Here is a 17,059-nt window from a genome sequence, read left to right on the forward strand (position 1 = left end):
GCTAGGCGGGCAGCAAGCGCACCGTGCCCGCCGCGCCGTCCACCTCGATCATCATCCCGTCCTCGATCAGCGACGTCGCGCCCGGCACGGCCACCACCGTCGGGATGCCGAGCAGCCTGCCCGTGATCGCGGTGTGCGAGAGCAGTGTGCCCCGCTCCACCACCATCCCGCGGGCCGCCGTCATGAGGAACAGCCATCCGGGATCGGTCTCCTTCGCGACGATGATGCGGTCTCGGCAGGACTCCGGCGCGATCGACGGGTCCAGCACGACCCGGGCCGGGTAGCGCACGACGCCCTTGCTCGACGGCAGACCCCGCAGCTGCGCGGGCCGCTCGCCGAGCAGCGCGGCGTCCACGCGGGCGGGCAGGCCGTCGCCCACGGGCCGGTCGTAGGCGGTGCTCAGCCGGGCGTCGAGGTCCGGCCGGGCGGTGGCGGCGAGCCGCTCGGCGCGCCTGCGCGCGACGATGCCGCGCAGGTCGCCGTCGATGAGGGTGCCGTCGTAGGCGCCGAACACCTCCTCGACGGTCAGGTCGACGACATCGGCGCGCTCGTCGAGCCGACCGGCGGCGACCAGGTGGTCGCCGAGGCGCCACAGGACCTCCCGGGTCAGGCCGTAGAGCTGGCTGCGGCAGTAGCGGGTGTCCTCGCGGGTCTTGACGAACCAGCGCAGCCCGGCCGCGAGCGACCGGATCACCATGCGCCGAACCGGGTTCGGGCACCGCGCGCGCAGGTCGGCCTCGGCGTCGGCGCGGCTGGCCCGCTCCTTGGCGCGGCTGTCGGCGACGGTGAGCCCGCCGCGGACCATCGGGCGGAGCATGTCGACGATCATGCCCGGCCGCTGGCGCGGCGAGGGCTCCTCCAGCTTGAGGTCGTGCAGCGCGCGGTCGCCGTAGCGACGCAGGTGCTCGGTCGCGGCGGCCGCGACCCGCTTGCCGTGCACGCCGCCGACGATGTCGGCCCACACGTCGTCGGCGGGGTCGTCCTGGACGCGCGCGGCGAGCACCGGATCGGCGGCGACCAGCTCGGCCAGCGCGATCGCCGACCGCACGCCCAGCACGGAGCGGTTCTCGGCACCGCCGAGCAGCAGTCCGCCGATGATGCGCTTGTCGTCATCGCCCACCCAGCGGCGCAGCAGCGCGGAGGTCGCGGTCGCCCAGGACAGCAGGTAGACGGAGTTCATGAGGGTGATGCCCCAGCGCTCCCCCACCTGCGCCCACAGCCCCCGGTGGAAGGCGATCAGTTCCTCCGGCGACCACCGGTCCATCCCGTCTGCGCCCGCGACCAGGTCGTCCCACCAGGCCAGGAACCCGCGGACCGAGCCGCGCAGCCGCGCCAGCCGAGTGATCAGGCCGGGCACGGTGGGCAGGGCGCGGACGAAGTCGGCGCGTGTGGGCGGCTTGGCGTCGTTGAGGCCCATCGACTGCTCCCACCACGGCCGCACCAGCGGGAAGGCGGGGATCTGGCCGTGGAGCGCGAACCAGGCGTCGAGGCGGTAGTAGACGCGGCCGTCGAGCAGGCCGATCATGCGGTCCAGGTGGTGCTTCTTGTCGGCCAGCCTGCGCTCGGACACGCCGAGCCTGCGGTAGGCGTCGTGGAAGGCGAGTTTGTAGAACTCGCGCGCCTGGGAATAGGTCAGCGCGCCGGAGACGCCCGGGAAGCTCTCGGTGATGTTGTGGTTGCTCCACGGGATGCGCGGTTCGTCGGGGGGCGCGGCGAACACGACGGGCCGGGCCTGGACCAGGTGGACGCGGCCGTCGGGGGTGATCGTGCCCTCGATGTCCTGCGGGAGCCCGAAGAACGCCTCGACCTTGCCCGCGAGGTCGTTGATCCGGCGGGCGAGGTCGTCGGACAGGACCGGCGCGGCGGCCAACTCGGCGGGGACGGCGGTGGTCACCGGTCCGCCGTCGCCTTGGGCCACCATCCACCGCTTGGTGACCACGTCCGCGCGGACGTCGTCACCGTCGACGTAGAAGTGGTCGACGTCGGCACGCTCCTGCACGACCCCCTCACCGATGCCGTGCGCGGCGGCGATGACACCGGTCGCGCCCCCGGTGCGCGGGTCGCGGCTGAACGCCACGAACGACCGCGTCCCCGACACCATGCGCTGCACCCCGACCGCGACCCGCGCGGAGTCCGCGGCGTGGCCGCGTCGCACGCGGTAGGCGACGGACTCGGGGTTGAACGCGGACGCCCAGCAGCGCGCGACGGCGGCGGGCACGTCTTCCGGGCGGACGTAGAGGAAGGAGTCGGTCAGCCCGGCGAACGCGTCGGTGGCGCCGTCCTCTCCGACCCCGTGCTCGTCGGCGACCACGCACGCCCGCACCGCGACCAGCCCGCCCATCGCGTCGGCGGCGGCGACGAGGTCCCGGGCCAGGGCCAGCGGGACATCCTCGACGGCGGCTTTCGCCTTCTCCGCCCACGCCACCAAGTCGTCGCTCGGTGTGGTCACGCCCGCGGTGGCGGCGTCGAACGCCGAGGCGGGGACGCAGACGAACTCGGGCACCGCGAAGCCCGCGTCGCGCAACCGCGCCTGCCGCGCGAACTTGTGGCCCACGACCGTCGCGTCGAGCAGCCGGTCGTCACCGGGACCGATGAGCGTCATCACCAGACCCCCGGGATCAGGCGGGCCCGGGTGGCGGCGAAGGCCGGGTACCCGGCCAGCGACCACAACACCCGCTCCTCGGTGACGATCCGCCACCCGAGCGCCGCCGCGAGCAGCCCCAACGCGACCACGGCCGCCGGGTTGAGGAAGAACCCGACGAACCCGGCGTTGGCCAGCAGCATGCCGGAATACGCCGGATGCCTCAGCATCCGGTACGGCCCGTGCGTGACGAGTTCGTGGTCGTCCCGCTTGACAACCTGGTGCGTGTACTGCCGTCCCAACGCCCTGATCGCCGCGAACCGCAGCGCGATCCCGGCCCCGAACACCGCGATCGGCGCGGCCAACCAGGGCGACCACGCGGTCCACGGCACGGCGGGCAGCACCGCGCAGATCCCGACCACGGTCCGAGCCGACGCGTACGCCGTCAACGTCCGGCTCTCAGCGGCCTCCTGCGACGGCTCCTGGAACGTCACCCGCGTCTCCAGGACCACCCAGGCCAGGTAGGCGACCATGAACAGCCCGGCGACCAGCCGCACGGGGTCGTCCCCGGCGAGCAGGTGCGTGACCGCGCGGAACACGAGCAACGCGCTGCCCGCGACGAACAACACCCTCGTCAACAGGATCGCGGCGCTCACTGGACCGGCACCTCGCCCCGCATCCGCCGGTACACCCCGGGCTTCGCGGAGAAGTAGTCGAACACGATCCGCCCCGCGGCCTCCCCATCCGCGACCACGTCGATCCCGTCCTTGTGCCTGCTCCTCGGCGCGGCCGTCTGTCGCCTGTTCAACCGGACCTCACCGGTCAACCCGCACGCCACCTCGACATCGAGTCCCAGCAGCACCAGGGTCGTGTCGGCGGACCGCTTGAACTCCTCATGGCACAGCAGCGTCCCGAACTGCCGGGTAGCGTCGATCACCGTCTCCACCCGCAACGGGTCCCCATCACCGGTTGCCAACCGGTGCCCGGGTGGCGGCCGCAGCACATCCACAGAGGACACCTCGGCGATCACCGGCGTCCCGATGAGCACGTTCTCCGCCCGCCGCCGGTGCACCAACCCCGGATCGGCGGGCGCCGTGGCGACGTGCTCCCGCCCCTGCCCCCGCACAGCGGACTCCCGGAACGCCACGCTCCCCTCGCACACGACCTTCCCCATCTGCGTCACCCGCAACGCCGTGGCCCCCGGCAGCGGCACCGCCTCCAACTCCACAGGCGCGGTCAACTCGCAGAACGCCGGGAACTCCAACGAAAGCGACATCCACCCGCCGGGCTCCTCCGGCGACCCGAGCCCGGCGCGACGGACGATGTCGAGCAGCCCGCAGACGAGCGCCATCCCCGGCATGTGGTCCAACGGGTGGTCGAAGAAGTAGGGATCGTCCCGGGCGACCTCCAAAGTGGCCACCTGCCGCAGATCCCGGACCACGTAGCGGTCCACCACCACACGATCACTGACAACGGTCAACGCATACCTCGATTCACAGGGACCCGCGATGCCGAGGTGATCCCCACGGTTGATCGGGACGCGCATTTGGTAACACCCGCCGCTGATACGCCACTGATGAAACATGTTCACATCAGCTCGCCAGCACGCTTCTGACCTTCGAGGACGTCCACTCGGCACGCCTGCCCCACCGCACGTCCTCAAGCGCCGGTGTCGGCCGCCCACTGCGTCCCCGCCCTAGGCGCACCACACAGGAACGCGGTACAACCCCAAGACACTAGAAGCGGTCGAGGCGGCAGTCCGCCAGCGCGGGCTCGGCGACGCCGTCGACCAACTCCTGCGCGACCAGACGGCCGATCGGGGCGAGCGTGACCGCCGCGTGCATCACCGCCAGATAGAGGCCCGGCACGGCGGCGACCGGGCCGATGATCGGCTCGCCGTCGGCAGGCATGGGGCGCACACCGATCCCTGAACCGAGCAGCTCGACGTCCGCTGCGCCGCGGAAGGTCGACCGGACGGCGGTGAGAGTGTGCTCAGCCGAGTCCGCGGCCGCGTGGAGCCGGTCCGGGGCGACCTGGCGGAGATCGAAGTCCCGGTTGTGGACGACGGTGCGGACCAGGCCGGCCGGAGCGCGGAGCCGGAAGAGCGTCGCCGGTGACGGGTCGACCGGGACCTGGACACCCAACGGCGCGGCCAGCGCGGCCGTGGCCACCCCGGCCGCGAGCACCACGGTCGCGGCGGTGAGGGGTCCCGCGCCCGTCTCGACCCCGGCGACCCGGCCTGTGGCGTCCCTGCGGACCGCGACGACCGGGGTGTCCGCATGCACGCGCGCACCATAGGCACGGGCTCCCTCGACCAGCCGCTCGGTGACGCCCAGCGGGTCGGCGGCGCCGTCACCGGGCGCCCACACCGCCCACTCCGGGGGCTGCCGCAGGCCGGGCTCGAGCCGCGCCACGGTGGCCGCGTCCACGACCTCCTCCCCCGGCCCGACCTCCGGCACGGTGTCCGCAACGCCCCAGGACAGTGAGCCGGACCAGGTCACGGGGAGTCCCGGCAGCTCGGCCTCGAGCAGGCGGTACTCCTGCGGCGCGGCCATCCGCAGCCTGGCGGACGGACCCGTCCGCACGCCTGCCGTCCCGATCCAGGCGAACGACTGCGCCGTCACGCCCGCGCCCGGCCGCCCGACGTCGACCAGGGTCACGTCGGCACCGGCCCGAGCGGCGTGATAGGCCACCGAGGCGCCGACGATGCCAGCGCCGACTACTACCAACTCCCTGCTCTCAGGTGAGTTCACCATCATGACGATCTTACGGCCAGCGGGTTGGAACCTCGTCCGAATCACCCACTCCCCAGGGACAGAGCGCAACCAGGACGCACTTCCTGTTGCCGGGTCGACGCGGACGAACCGCGTCGATGACGCCCTGACCCTCCTTGCCTGTTTTTGCGGCCACGACATGCGCTCAGCCGCGATGGCGGTGCTCAGCTCAACAATCCATTTATCTTGATAGTAGATAGTGTGAAAATGATCCAGCGGGTCTTGTCTGTCGAGGAGTAGGCCGCGCATTGACAGTTTGATTGTCAAGCCGCGCTGCCTGTTCACCCACAGTGCTGACGCGTATACCGGATCGGAGGCAGATTCACGTACTCAGGTGAGGAGGTAAGACGTGTCCCGACTCCCGAACATGGCGCTCAGCCTGGCCCTGGTCCTCTCGGCAGGCGGCGCGGTGCTCGTCCCTGCGGAGGCGGAACCCGTTGCCGACCACTCGATCAGCGGAGTACCCGCGATCACCCAGGTCGGCGAGGAACTGTCGTTCGCCCAGGCATACGCAGGCGCGGACCGCACCGTGGTCCGGCATCCCGGCGCCACCTATGTCAAGGTCCACTTCGCCGAGCTCCGGCTCGCCCCGGGCGACTACGTCACCGTCGCCAGCCCGGACGGGCGCGAGGTGCACACGTACCGAGGCAACCCGGCCCTCGGTCAGTCCCGTCCCGACGACAGCTCCTTCACCCGACACGGCACGCGTGGCTTCGCGGCGATGTCGGTGGAAGGCGACACCGCTGTCGTCACCCTGCACGAGTCCGGCCGGGGCGCGTCGAGCTACCGCGTCGACCGGTACTGGCGCGGGTTCACCGACGCCGAGGTGATGGCGCACAACCCGGCCCTGATGAGCGTCTGCGGCACGGACGCCCGGCGGGACACCGTGTGCTACCAGTCCAGCCACCCCACCGAGTACGCGAAGTCCGCGGCGGTGGCCAGGCTGCTCATCGGCGGCGGCGGGCTGTGCACCGCGTGGCGCGTCGGCAACACCAACCGGCTGCTGACCAACAACCATTGCGTGTCAACGCAATCCGGCGTGGCGAGCTCGGAGGTGCAGTTCCAGTACGAGTGCGCCACCTGCGGCGGCAACAACCCGCGCCCGGGCACGAAGGTCAGCGGTGCGACGATGCTCAAGACCAGCCCCGGCGGGTCGAGCCGGTTGGACTACACCCTGTTCTCCGTCGACGACTTCGCCGCGATCGAGCAGTTCGGCACGCTGTACCTGAACACCCGGGCGCCGGTGACCGGCGAGCGGATCTACATCCCCGGGCACGGCGACGGCAGGCCCAAGCGGCTGTCGATCTACGAGGACACCCAGGGCGGGGCGCTGTGCACGGTCCGCAGCGCCAACGCGGACTCCTACAACATGAGCTACAGCTGCGACACCTCCGGCGGCAACTCCGGCTCGCCGGTGCTCTCGGCCGACCACAAGGTGATCGCCCTGCACCACCTCGGGGGCTGCCCGGGCAACCGCGGCGCGCGGATGAGCCTGATCTACCCCGAGATCAGCGGGCTCATCGACAACAACGACGACCAGGCGCCGCCGGGACGTCGGTTCGAGAACACCACCGACGTCCGCATCACCGACCTGGCGACGGTGGAGTCCCCGATCACGGTCTCCGGCGTGGGCGGCAGCGCCCCGGCGGCGCTGTCGGTGTCGGTGGACATCAAGCACACCTACCGGGGCGACCTCGTCGTCTCCCTGGTGTCCCCGGACGGGACGTCCTTCCTCCTGGAGGACTTCCCGGACAGCGACAGCGCTGACAACGTCGTGCGGACCTACTCGGTGAACGCCTCGGCGGAGACGGCCGACGGCCGCTGGGCGCTGCGCGTCCGGGACCAGGCGAACCAGGACGTCGGCTACATCGACTCCTGGTCGCTGCAGTTCCCCTCGGCCTAGCCGAACCGGCGGGCGTCCGCCCATCCCTGCCTCGGGGTGGACGCCCGCCGTCACCGGGGCGAGGCGCTCCGCACCTGGTCCGACAGCTCCCGGACGGCCCCGACCGCGGGCCAGCGCGTGGCCAGGTGCACCTGGACGGCGCGCAGTTCGGTGCCGATCCTCGGCCAGCCCCGCAATCCGGCCGACGCGCTCAGCAGGTCCGACAGCACCCCGGCGGCGTCCTCCGGTTGATCCGCGCAGGCCAGGGCGCCCGCCAGGCGGATGGTCACCAGCACCCGGTCGTGCTCGGAGACGGCGGGCACCTCGTCCAACGAGCGGGACACGTGCTCGACGGACCGCCCCGCGAAGGCCGTGCCGCCGCGCAGCGCGAGGTCGCGGTAGCAGGTGCCCGCGTTGAGCGCGAACACCGAATCGGTGATCCCCGCCGTCCACGGCTCGTCGGCGGGATCGTGGTGGGCCAGCAGTCTTTCCGCCACCGCGAGCGAGCGTTCGCACGCGCGGGCGTCGGCGACCGCGGCGTGGGCACGCGCTTCGGCGAGGACCGCCCACGCCCGGGTGCGGGGTCCGAGGCCCTCGACCCGGCTCGCCGCCCCGGCGAGGGCGATCGCGGTCTCCGGGTCGCCGGTCGACAGGTGCACGATGCTCTGCCGGACGAGGAGCCGGGCGGACAGCTGGGGATCGCGGGCCAGCGTCGCCCACTGGTAGCCGGCTTCGCACCAGGACAGGGCGGCGGCGCGGTCGTTCTCGCCGTCGAGCCACGCCCATCCCGCCGCTTCGGCGAACCCCGCGGCCAGGACCAGCAGGGCGGTGGACGTCGCGCCGGGGGCGCCCGACCACCACCGCATGATCGTGCGGGCGTGGTGTTCCAGCGGAACGATGAGATCGCGGCCGCCCACCTCGGCCATCGTCCGGGTGTAGGCCTGCAGGAGCCGGTCCATGGCCTCGGCCGCGTCCGTGCCGGGCATCGACGTCGGTGGGCCCGGCGCCGCGGGCGCGGTCCGCCGCTCCCGCGCCCACAGCGCTGTCAGTTCGCCGTCGGTCTCCAGCAGCCGGTCGGCGCGCTCGGCCAGTTCCCTCGTCGGCCTGCGGCTGCCGCTCTCGATCTTGCTGAGGAACGTGTGGTCGTAGCGGAGTTCCCTGCCGAGCGCCGCCTGGGACAGGCCGCGGACGCGGCGCCAGTGCCGCAGCCGCGCGCCGAAGTGCGCGCGCGCCGGGTCCTGCGGCCGCGGTGGGCCGGGCATCGGCGGACCTCCTGTCTCGGCGAGCCGGAACGGGCCACGCCCTCGGGGCGCAAGGGCGGGCTTGTCGACGCGGCCCGTTCCGGCTCCGCGCGGTCCGCCGCGCACTTTCCGACGGCGACGTGGCGAACGCTAATCGCGCGCGACCGCCATGGCATCGGGGATAACCCTTGCTATGGCCGCCGCAGCGCCCGGGCGAGCTGCGTGCGGGAGCGCACGTCGAGCTTGCGGTAGACGCGGGTGAGGGTGGCCTCGACGGTCTTCACGCTGAGGTAGAGCCCGGCGGCGATCTCCCGGTTGGTGGCGCCATCCGCCGCCAGGTCCGCGATGCGCCGCTCGGTGGCCGTCAGCTCCGCTGGCCGGGCGCGCTCATGCCCGTCGAGCCGCGCGCGCAGGTGGTCGGCGTGCGCCAGCCACGGCCGCGCCCGCGCCCCGGTGAACAGCCGGACCGCGTCGTCCACCGCGCGCCGGGCCGCGGCGAGCCTGCGCGCGCGCCGCTCGACCTGGGCGCGGACCACCAGGGCATGCCCCGCTTCGATCGGGTGGCCGAGGTCGGTGAACCGCCCGACCGCGCGGTCGAGCAGGTCCACCGCGGCCGCGTGGTCGCCGCGGGCGCTGTGCCAGGCGGCCTCGGCCCGGTCGAGGCGGGCGGTGACGCCGAGCCCGTGCGGTTTGTCCACCAACGCCGCCCTGGTCTGGTCGAGCAGCGCGCGGGCGGCGTCGAGCTCGCCCGTGGCCACGAGCGCGGCCGCCAGGTCGCCGTGCCAGCGCAGGTTCGAGGGGTCGGCGATGGACCGCGGGCCCTCCAGTTCGGGGATGCGGCGCAGGACGTCGACGGCGCCCGCCGGGTCGCCCGCGCGCAGGTGCGCCTGACCGAGCGCGTACAGGTGCCTGCGCAGGAACACGTTGTCCTGCTCCTGCTCGGACGCGGCCACGCCGCGCTCGGCGTACTCGCGGGCCCGGGCGATGCTGCCGCCCGCCAGTTCGGCCAGCGCGCAGGCGTACCACCCCGGACCGGGGCTGAGCCGGGCCGATCCCCCGACCCGCGCGGCGCGAGCGGCGTAGTCGAGCGCGTCGGCGCAGCGGCCCATCACCACCGTCACCTCGACCAGCGCGCGCAGCACGCTCACGTGCTCCTCCGCCGTGCCGCGCTCGACCACCGCGAGCAGGGCGAGCAGTTCGGCGTGCGCGTCGGCGGTGCGGTCGTCGAGCAGGGCGAAGCGGGCGTGCACGAACCGCGGTGACAGGTGCGCGCTGCCGTCGAGGTGCGCCGGGGGCAGCGCGAACGCGGCGGCCAGCGGCTCATTGTGGTCGGCGCGGCCCATCAGCCGGTACATCAGGGCGATGACGGCGTGGCCCAGCGCGGCGGTGGCCCAGTCGCCGGTGGCGGTGGCGTGGGCGACCGCCTGCTCCGCCTCGGCGACGGCGCTCGCCGGGTGCGCCGTGATCACCGCGGACCACGCCCGCCACAGGTGCAGCACGGCCAGCGCGGCGGGGTCGGACCCGGCGTCGACGGCCGCGGCGGCGAACACCTCGGGGATGTCGCCGACCCGCTGGCCCTCCAGGTGCGCCAGCGCCATGCGCACCCGCACGCGGTCCAGTGGCAGCGAGTCCGCCGACAGCACGGCGTCCACGGCGCGGCGGGTGAGGTCCTCCAGCCCCGCGCCCGCCCCGGCCTGCGCCGCCGCCACCAGCCACCGCTGTCGGGTGGCGGCCTGGTCGACTGGGGTGCGGTCGGCGGCGAGCATGAACAGCTCGGCGGCCAGGTCCCGGGCGCCCCGGCGCAGCGCGCCGTCGGCAGCGGTGACCAGGGTGCGCGCCACCCGCGCGTCGGGCCGGTCGGAGGCCAGCGCCAGGTGCCGCTCGCGCTGGTCGGGGAAGACGACCGCGTCGGCGAGCACACGGTGCGCCCGCGCCCTGTCCTCGGCGGCAGCGAGATCGGCGACGACCGTCGCGGCGCCGGGCGGGGTGAAGCGGATCGTGTCGGCGTCGAGGAAGACGAGCCCGGCGGCCACCGCCTCGGCCAGCTCCTGCCGCGCGTCGGCCCGCCCGGCCCGCAGGAGCAGGCGCGTGGTCGGCGCGCTGGCCAGCGCGCACAGGAGCAGCGTCTCCCTGGCCTGCGGCGACAGCATGGCCAGCCCGGCCCGCACGCGGGCGGCCCCGGCCGACGGCGGGGCGACGGCCTGTCCCTCCGCGGCCAAGGCGAGTGCCAACGCCGGGTTGCCCGCAGCGTCGGAGTGCAGCGCCTGCGCCTCGCGCGCGGACAGGCCGTATTCGGCGACGAGTTCGGCGATGTCGCCTGCCCGCAACGGCGGCACGGCCACCCGCAGCACGGGCCGCGGCACCAGCAGCCCGACCTGCGCTGGCTCGTCCCGACCTGCCAGCACCACGGCGAGCGTCGCCCCGAACACCCGCACAGCGTGCGCGTGGACCTCGGCGGACACCGCGTCGATCCACTGCACGTCGTCCAGCACCACCAGCGGCTCCATCGCGACCAGCACCGCCCGCCACGCCGCCCGCAACGCCACCGGGTCCCCCGCCCGCTTGAGGACCGTCTCCCGCTGCGCGTCCGGCAGCCCCTCCACCACGTCGTCGGGAACGGCGGCCAGCAGATCGGCGAGCACCCCGCCGTCGACCCACCGATCGGCCTCCGCCCCGGCCGCCCGCACCACCGGCCCGGGATACGCGGCGGCCACCATGTCGAGCACTGTGGACTTCCCGATCCCCCCGGGCCCGGTCAGCACCACACCCCCGCCGTCGGCGAGGTGCGCGCCGACGGCGGCCACCAGGTCCGCCCGCCCGACAACCGCCCGCCCCGCCGCCCTCACCTCGCCCCGCGCAGGTCCACACCGGACCAGCCACCCTACCCACGCCCGGGTGCCCAGCCAACCCTGCTGTCAGGGCATAGGGGCTCTCCCGGCTGGCTGTCCGCACCGCGCGGCGGCCAAGCCTCCTCGACGCCTGGGCGGTCCATCTGTTTCCGAACCGGGGTGGTCCGGGTACCCGGGCACCAGCGGACAGGAGGTCCCGGATGACAACCAAGGCAGTCGCGCTGGCCGTGCTCGGAGCAGGCGGAGTGGTCCTCTTCGTGATCGGGTTGACGACCGGGGCGAACGGGCTGGTGGGACTGGGTGTGGCGGTCATGCTGGCCGTCCTGGTCATCGCCAGCTTCACCGTGCGCCGCAGTGGTGCGCAGGATGGCCCGGCCGAGCAGGACGTGGCCTCCGACGACGCGGTGGCGGGCAGCAGGGCGACCGGGGGCGCCGACGGCCCCGGCACCGGTGACCGGGGGAGCACCACCGGCGCGGGCCCCAGCGACACCTTCGTCGGCCGGGTGGCGGGCGACCCGGAGAGCGCAGCGGGCCAGTCCGGCGCCGAGGCCAGGGCCGAGGACCGCCGCCGCGGCGGCACGGGCTCCTGACCCGCCCCCCTGCGGCACAGCAACGGACCCGCCTGCGGCACTGCATTGGATCCGCCGCTTGCGGCCCGGCGACCGGGCGAACGGGCCGAGCCCGGGGCGCTTCTCCCGGCTCACGTCTTTTGCCGCAGCCCCCGGGCTCGTTCCGCCACGGCCAAGTCGGAGTCCGTCCCGCCGAGCACGCTCGGCGGGCACGTTCCACCATGGCAGCCTCGGGGAGTTCGTTCCCCCGTGGCGACTCGGCGGGCACGTTCCCGCCGTGGCAGCCTCGGCGAGTTCGGTTCCGCCGTGGCAGCCTCGGCGAACTCGTTCCGCCGTAGCGGCTCGGCGGGCTCGGTTCCGCCGTGGCAGCCTCGACGGGCTCGTTCCGCCGCGCGCGCCTTCGGCGGGTGGCTACCGGCCGAGTCGCTGGGCCAGCAGTTGCTTGCCCTGCTCGCCGCCCTTGCGGCTCTCGCCCTGCGCGCGGCGGAAGAAGTCGGCGAGTTCGCTGTCGCCTGCCCGCTCGGCGTCGGCGATGTAGGTCTCCAGGCGCAGCGCGTTGCTCAGGCATGCCTCGACGAACCAGATGAGGTTGTAGTCCTTGTCCGGGGTGCCGGTCACCTGACCGGTCTCACTGCTGGACACGGTTCCTCCCGTCGTTGATCGGTTTCGTCCCTCGGCTACCCGCTCGCCTCGGAACGACACCTCGATCGCGGGTGTCCGCCTGGTCGCGCGCGGGTAGGCGGGGGCATGTTCTTCGACTCCTGGACCGGGCTCGGCCGCGTGGTCGTGGTCGGCGTCCCGGCCTACGTCCTGCTCATCGTGGTGCTGCGGCTGTCGGGCAAGCGGACCCTGGCCAAGATGAACGCCTTCGACCTCGTCGTCACCGTGGCGCTCGGCTCCACCCTGTCCACCATCCTGCTGACCACCGACGTCGCGCTGGCCGAAGGCGTCCTGGCGCTGGCCCTGCTCATCGCCGCCCAGTTCGTCGTCGCCTGGACAGCGGTGCGCTACCGGCCGTTCCGGCGGGCCGTGCGGTCGCGCCCGAGCCTCCTGGTCCGGCAAGGCCGACTGCTCGAGCAGGCGATGCGCGAGCAGCGCGTCACGCGATCGGAGGTCCTGCAGGCGGTCCGCACCCAGGGCCTCGGCGGGCTCGACCAGGTGGCGGCCGTGGTCCTGGAGACCGACGGCTCACTCAGCGTCATCCCGACCGACAAGACCGGCGATCACAGCGCCCTCGCCGACGTGCCGAAGGGCGACTGACCCGCCGCTGCGCGCACCCCCTCCTGGCGTCCGGTCATTGGTGTGGGATGGGTACGCCCGCGGCGCGCAGTCTGGCTTCGACCAGCGCGTTCAGCCGCGCCCAGGTCCGCTGGTGTTCGCGGTGGTGGTTGATCAGCCCGTACCGACTCGCGTCGTCGGATCGCGGCTCGTAGCCGCTCGGTAGCGCCAGCAGGTCGTGGTCGGCCAGCAGCTTGTCGGCGAGCGCGGTGGCCAGTTCGTCGACCCGGGGGTCGTCCGGGTCCCAGGTCTGCGCGTCCCAGGCGCGTTGGGTCAGCTGGACGAACTCGGGGTCGTCGAGCCGGTGTTCGAGGTGAGTCAGGAGAATGGCGAACAGCTCCGGCGCCAGAGCCTTGGCCAGCACCAGGGCTTCCCGTTGGCCTGCCACGTAGTCGGGGTCGAGGTCGAGTTCGGTGAGCCGGTCGAGGATGGCGAGGGCGCGGTCGGGCAGCAGGAGCCGGTCGGCGTCGGCGAGCTGCCGCAGGGTGTCGCGGCGGGCGATCAGGTCGTCGATCCGCTCGGTGAGGCGTCGTTCCACGTCGACGAGTGCGGTGGCGAACTGCTCGGCGTCGGCGTCGAGCAGCGGCCCGACATCGGCCAGCGGCACCCCGGCGGCGGCCAGGGTGCGGACCTGGACCAGCCGCAGCAGGTCGGCCGAGGTGTACCGGCGGTAGCCGGAGCTGTCGCGTCGCGGTTCGTCGAGCAGCCCGTGCTGGTGGTAGTGCCGCACGGTCTTCACCGTGACGCCTGCGAACGCCGCCGCCTGCCCGATCGTGACGCCGCCGGTCGTCGTGGGTGCCATGCGCCGAGTGTGCGGCCTGACCCGAGGTCAAGGTCAAGCCGCACCGCCTCGTCGCTTTGACGCTAGGGCTCGTCAGCCGCAGAACACCTCCGTGAGGAGGCCGTCCAACGCCTTCGGGTAGTCCTCCACCAGATTGACCTCGGCGTTCCCGCCAGTTATCGACGCCGTCAGCGTCTTACCGCCGTCGGGGGTGCTGTATACCAGCGCCCCGTAGCCGACGGTGCTGCCGTTGTGGAAGAAGAGGGTGCCTGCGCAGTCGGGGCCCGCGTCCTGCACGCGCAACCCCAGGCCGAAGCCGCTCTTCGGGTGCGGCGTGCGCATCTCGGCCAGCAGCGGGGCGGGCAGGAGCCTGCCGCCCAGCAGCGCGGAGAAGAACGTGTGGAGATCCTGGGTGGTCGAGATCATGTCGCCTGCGCCGAACAGCAGGGAGGGATTCTGGCGGGTGACGTCGACCGTCTTCGGATGGCCCGCGTCCTGGTAGTGGTAGTAGCCGTGGGCGTGCGGCGCGGGAAGCCCCGACCAGGCGCCCGGCACCACGGTGTCGCGCAGCCCGAGTGGGCGCAGGACTCGGCGCCGCATTTCCTCGGCGTAGGAGTGACCGGTGACCTGCTCGATCAGCAGCGCGGCGAGCGTGTAGTTGGTGTTGGAGTAGTTCCAGTCCGTCCCCGGGGCGAACAGCGGCCCCTGGGACAGCGCGAACCGCACCAACTCCTCCGGCCGGTAGGTGCGGAACCGGTTGTCCACCCACTCCCGGCCTGTCGAGGGAAGACCGGGCATGGCCTTCCCTTCGTAGTAGTCGCCGGTGTGGTTGAAGATCCCGCTGGTGTGCTGCAACAGCATCCGCACCGTGATCCGCGGGTCCAGACCGAACCGCGGCAGGTGGTCGGCCACGGGGTCATCCAGGCCTAGCCTGCCCTCGGCCACCAGGTGCAGGACCACGGTCGCGACGAAGGTCTTGGTGTTGCTGCCGATCCGGAACCGCCCGTCCGTCGGCGGCGGCGCGCTCGCGCCCAGCTTGCGCACCCCGGCGCTGCCCACCCACTCCCCCCGTTCATCGTGCACGCGCACCTGCATCCCGGCGAAGCCGATGTCGACGAACTCCCGCATGGCTTTCCGCAACTCCGGACGATCCTGCCCGGCCTCCACCGCGGCCGTGCCACGCGCAGCGGCCATCCCGGCCACCAGCGTGACCGCCAGCGCCGCGATCCCCACCCGCCGGAAGGTCCGCGACCTGCGCCCTCTCTGCTGAATTCCCTGGGTCGGTCTGTTCTCGGTCATGCGGCCAGGCTCCAGGCTGACCTTGGGGCGGGGTCAACTCAGTCCGGGCTGCTACTGGTATCGGAGGATGAGGCGGATCAGTTCGTACTGCTGCCTCAGTTCGCGGTGCAAGGGTTGGCGGTGACGGTGTCGAGGGTGGCGGGGATGGTGGTGATCCGGGCGGCCTCCTTCGGGGTGTCGGGGTCGGGCATCCACATGACTTCGAGCTCGACGGGCTCTTTCCGACCGGACTGGCAGGTTTGACGACGGTGCGGAGGTGTCGCTCAGTATCGGGCTGGGGTTGGCGCGCGTCATGCTGCGTGACGATCGCGCATGGTGCCGGTTAGAGGTGGAAACGGCCCCACAGCGCGGTCGTCGAGGAGGGAGGGTTTCGGAGCTTGCCGCCCGGATGGCCGATGCACTGCACCGGGACCACCGGTTCGTCGGCGGCGTCAGTGATCGTGGAGACAGGCGGGTTGGGGTGGGTTGCCGTCTGTCGGGTGTTCGTGCTCGGACGGGGCCGGGACGAGGAAGCGGGCGACGCTGTCCAGCTTGGCGCAGGTTTCGGCGAACTCGCGGTCCGGTGTGGACTGGGCGACGATGCCCGCGCCCGCGCGGAGCCAGGTGCGGCCGTGGTGGCGGTGGATCGATCGGAGCACCAATGCGGCGTCGAGTTCGCCGGAGGCGTCCACCGTCATGACCGCGCCCGCGTACAGGCCGCGGGGCTCGGGTTCGTGGCGGCGGATCGCGGCGTAGGCGGCTTCCTTCGGGACTCCGGAGGCGGTGACGGCGGGGAAGACCGCGGCGAAGGCGTCCCAGGCGTCGCGGCCGGGGGCGAGGAGGCCACCGACGTGGGAGGCGAGGTGCTGGACGGTGCCGCGCCGCTTCACCGTCATCAGGTCCCGCAAGTGCACGGACCTGGGCGCGCAGACCGCCAGCAGCTCGTCGTGGCAGAGCTTGACGGAGATGGCGTGCTCGTGGATCTCCTTGACGTCGGAGAGCAGTTCGGTCCGGTAGTGCTCGTTCAGGTTCTCGTCGCCGGTGAGCGGGCGGGTGCCCGCGAGCGGCTGGCTGACGACCTCGCCGTCCGCGGCCACGGATACGACGACCTCGGGGCTGAACCCGGCCGCCTCGACGCCGTCCATGCGCAGCAGGAAGGACCGTGCCGGGGTGTTGGCCCGGCGGCCCAGCGCGTAGGTGGCCGCGAGGTCGACGGCGCCCAGTTCGACGACCCTCGACAGGATCGCCTTCTGCACCAGGTTGGCGCGGATGTCCCCGAGCACGTCCGCCACGGCGGCGCGATAACGGTGGCCGTCGACGGCGCGGACGTTGACCGGACGGGGGCACGGCACGGCGAGCGGACGGGACGCGGCGACCACGTCGGCCAGGACGGCGACCTGGGTCGGGTCGACGGCCCTGATCCGCGCCCGGCCGTCCGCGACGCGGACCTCGCCGCGCGGAACCATCAGGTGCGCGAGGCGCTGGTCGCCGAGCCGGTCGCGGTCGCTGGCGTAGGCCAGCTCGAAGGCCGCCCACCCGTAGGCCCGCCACCCCGGCATCGGCAGGGTCGCCAGCAGGGCCCTGACCAGTTCCAGCGGCCTGCCGTTCCAGGGCAGCGCGGTGTCGCCGAGCCTGCCGCCGTGGCGGTCCACGGTCACCTCGGCCAGCACCCCGCCCGCGTAGGTGAACGCGCCGTCCTTCTCGTAGACGACGTAGTCGTCGTCCGGTCCCGCCTCGGCCAGGCGCACCACCACGTCGAGCGGGTCGGCGGTCACCGGGACGGTCGTCTCGTGGTAGCACGGGGACGTGGTGGTCATGCGCTTCCC

At 73.1% G+C, this 17,059-nt stretch carries 13 protein-coding genes; 3 read left to right on the forward strand and 10 right to left on the reverse strand.

Annotated elements, in window-relative coordinates:
- Position 1: 1 nt before the first annotated feature.
- The 4 genes from Actkin_RS16400 to Actkin_RS16415 form a co-directional block, all read right to left on the reverse strand.
- The gene (locus Actkin_RS16400) at positions 2–2,602 is read right to left on the reverse strand and encodes a PEP/pyruvate-binding domain-containing protein (protein ID WP_258903263.1); all 2,601 of its coding nucleotides are present in this window, start codon (positions 2,600–2,602) and stop codon (positions 2–4) included.
- Positions 2,602–3,237: a methyltransferase family protein gene (locus tag Actkin_RS16405; RefSeq protein WP_258903264.1), complete on the reverse strand. Its 636-nt coding sequence runs from the start codon at positions 3,235–3,237 to the stop codon at positions 2,602–2,604. The genes Actkin_RS16400 and Actkin_RS16405 overlap by 1 nt, the downstream gene beginning before the upstream one ends.
- On the reverse strand, positions 3,234–4,034 hold the full coding sequence (locus Actkin_RS16410) for an AfsA-related hotdog domain-containing protein (RefSeq protein ID WP_258903265.1): 801 nt from the start codon (positions 4,032–4,034) through the stop codon (positions 3,234–3,236). The genes Actkin_RS16405 and Actkin_RS16410 overlap by 4 nt, the downstream gene beginning before the upstream one ends.
- A 283-nt stretch (positions 4,035–4,317) precedes the next feature.
- On the reverse strand, positions 4,318–5,337 hold the full coding sequence (locus Actkin_RS16415) for an NAD(P)/FAD-dependent oxidoreductase (protein WP_258903266.1): 1,020 nt from the start codon (positions 5,335–5,337) through the stop codon (positions 4,318–4,320).
- A gap of 367 nt (positions 5,338–5,704) precedes the next feature.
- On the opposite strand from Actkin_RS16415, the gene Actkin_RS16420 reads away from it, so the two are divergent.
- A complete protein-coding gene (locus Actkin_RS16420) occupies positions 5,705–7,258 on the forward strand; it encodes a proprotein convertase P-domain-containing protein (protein ID WP_258903267.1) in 1,554 nt (517 codons plus the stop codon).
- Between the two features lie 50 nt (positions 7,259–7,308).
- Here the strand turns inward: Actkin_RS16420 and Actkin_RS16425 are convergent, their stop codons facing one another.
- Both Actkin_RS16425 and Actkin_RS16430 read right to left on the reverse strand, forming a co-directional pair.
- Positions 7,309–8,499, reverse strand: a complete 1,191-nt coding sequence (locus tag Actkin_RS16425) for a helix-turn-helix domain-containing protein (RefSeq protein ID WP_258903268.1) — start codon at positions 8,497–8,499, stop codon at positions 7,309–7,311.
- Between the two features lie 170 nt (positions 8,500–8,669).
- The gene (locus Actkin_RS16430) at positions 8,670–11,324 is read right to left on the reverse strand and encodes a helix-turn-helix transcriptional regulator (RefSeq protein ID WP_258903270.1); all 2,655 of its coding nucleotides are present in this window, start codon (positions 11,322–11,324) and stop codon (positions 8,670–8,672) included.
- Between the two features lie 203 nt (positions 11,325–11,527).
- Between Actkin_RS16430 and Actkin_RS16435 the strand changes: the two genes are divergently transcribed.
- A complete protein-coding gene (locus Actkin_RS16435) occupies positions 11,528–11,917 on the forward strand; it encodes a hypothetical protein (protein WP_229786825.1) in 390 nt (129 codons plus the stop codon).
- A 390-nt stretch (positions 11,918–12,307) separates the two neighbouring features.
- On the opposite strand, the gene Actkin_RS16440 is transcribed toward Actkin_RS16435, so the two are convergent.
- A complete protein-coding gene (locus Actkin_RS16440) occupies positions 12,308–12,538 on the reverse strand; it encodes a hypothetical protein (protein WP_189210430.1) in 231 nt (76 codons plus the stop codon).
- 105 nt (positions 12,539–12,643) lie between these two features.
- Between Actkin_RS16440 and Actkin_RS16445 the strand changes: the two genes are divergently transcribed.
- The gene (locus Actkin_RS16445) at positions 12,644–13,156 is read left to right on the forward strand and encodes a DUF421 domain-containing protein (protein ID WP_258903272.1); all 513 of its coding nucleotides are present in this window, start codon (positions 12,644–12,646) and stop codon (positions 13,154–13,156) included.
- 34 nt (positions 13,157–13,190) lie between these two features.
- Here the strand turns inward: Actkin_RS16445 and Actkin_RS16450 are convergent, their stop codons facing one another.
- From Actkin_RS16450 to Actkin_RS16460, 3 genes are all read right to left on the reverse strand, one after another.
- Positions 13,191–13,976, reverse strand: a complete 786-nt coding sequence (locus tag Actkin_RS16450) for a MerR family transcriptional regulator (RefSeq protein ID WP_258903273.1) — start codon at positions 13,974–13,976, stop codon at positions 13,191–13,193.
- A gap of 72 nt (positions 13,977–14,048) precedes the next feature.
- Positions 14,049–15,254, reverse strand: coding sequence for a serine hydrolase domain-containing protein (locus tag Actkin_RS16455; protein ID WP_258903274.1), 1,206 nt, complete (start codon positions 15,252–15,254; stop codon positions 14,049–14,051).
- 431 nt (positions 15,255–15,685) lie between these two features.
- On the reverse strand, positions 15,686–17,050 hold the full coding sequence (locus Actkin_RS16460; protein ID WP_258903275.1) for a salicylate synthase: 1,365 nt from the start codon (positions 17,048–17,050) through the stop codon (positions 15,686–15,688).
- Between the last annotated feature and the right edge of the window lie 9 nt (positions 17,051–17,059).

Source organism: Actinokineospora sp. UTMC 2448 (genome assembly GCF_024760565.1).
In the GTDB taxonomy this organism is placed as follows: domain Bacteria; phylum Actinomycetota; class Actinomycetes; order Mycobacteriales; family Pseudonocardiaceae; genus Actinokineospora; species Actinokineospora fastidiosa.

Coding starts and splice junctions, on each gene's coding strand:
- Actkin_RS16400 (WP_258903263.1), bottom strand. CDS start 2,602: ATGACGCTCATCGGTCCCGGTGACGACCGGCTGCTCGACGCGACGGTC.
- Actkin_RS16415 (WP_258903266.1), bottom strand. CDS start 5,337: ATGGTGAACTCACCTGAGAGCAGGGAGTTGGTAGTAGTCGGCGCTGGC.
- Actkin_RS16425 (WP_258903268.1), bottom strand. CDS start 8,499: ATGCCCGGCCCACCGCGGCCGCAGGACCCGGCGCGCGCGCACTTCGGC.
- Actkin_RS16435 (WP_229786825.1), top strand. CDS start 11,528: ATGACAACCAAGGCAGTCGCGCTGGCCGTGCTCGGAGCAGGCGGAGTG.
- Actkin_RS16445 (WP_258903272.1), top strand. CDS start 12,644: ATGTTCTTCGACTCCTGGACCGGGCTCGGCCGCGTGGTCGTGGTCGGC.
- Actkin_RS16450 (WP_258903273.1), bottom strand. CDS start 13,976: ATGGCACCCACGACGACCGGCGGCGTCACGATCGGGCAGGCGGCGGCG.
- Actkin_RS16455 (WP_258903274.1), bottom strand. CDS start 15,254: ATGACCGAGAACAGACCGACCCAGGGAATTCAGCAGAGAGGGCGCAGG.
- Actkin_RS16460 (WP_258903275.1), bottom strand. CDS start 17,050: ATGACCACCACGTCCCCGTGCTACCACGAGACGACCGTCCCGGTGACC.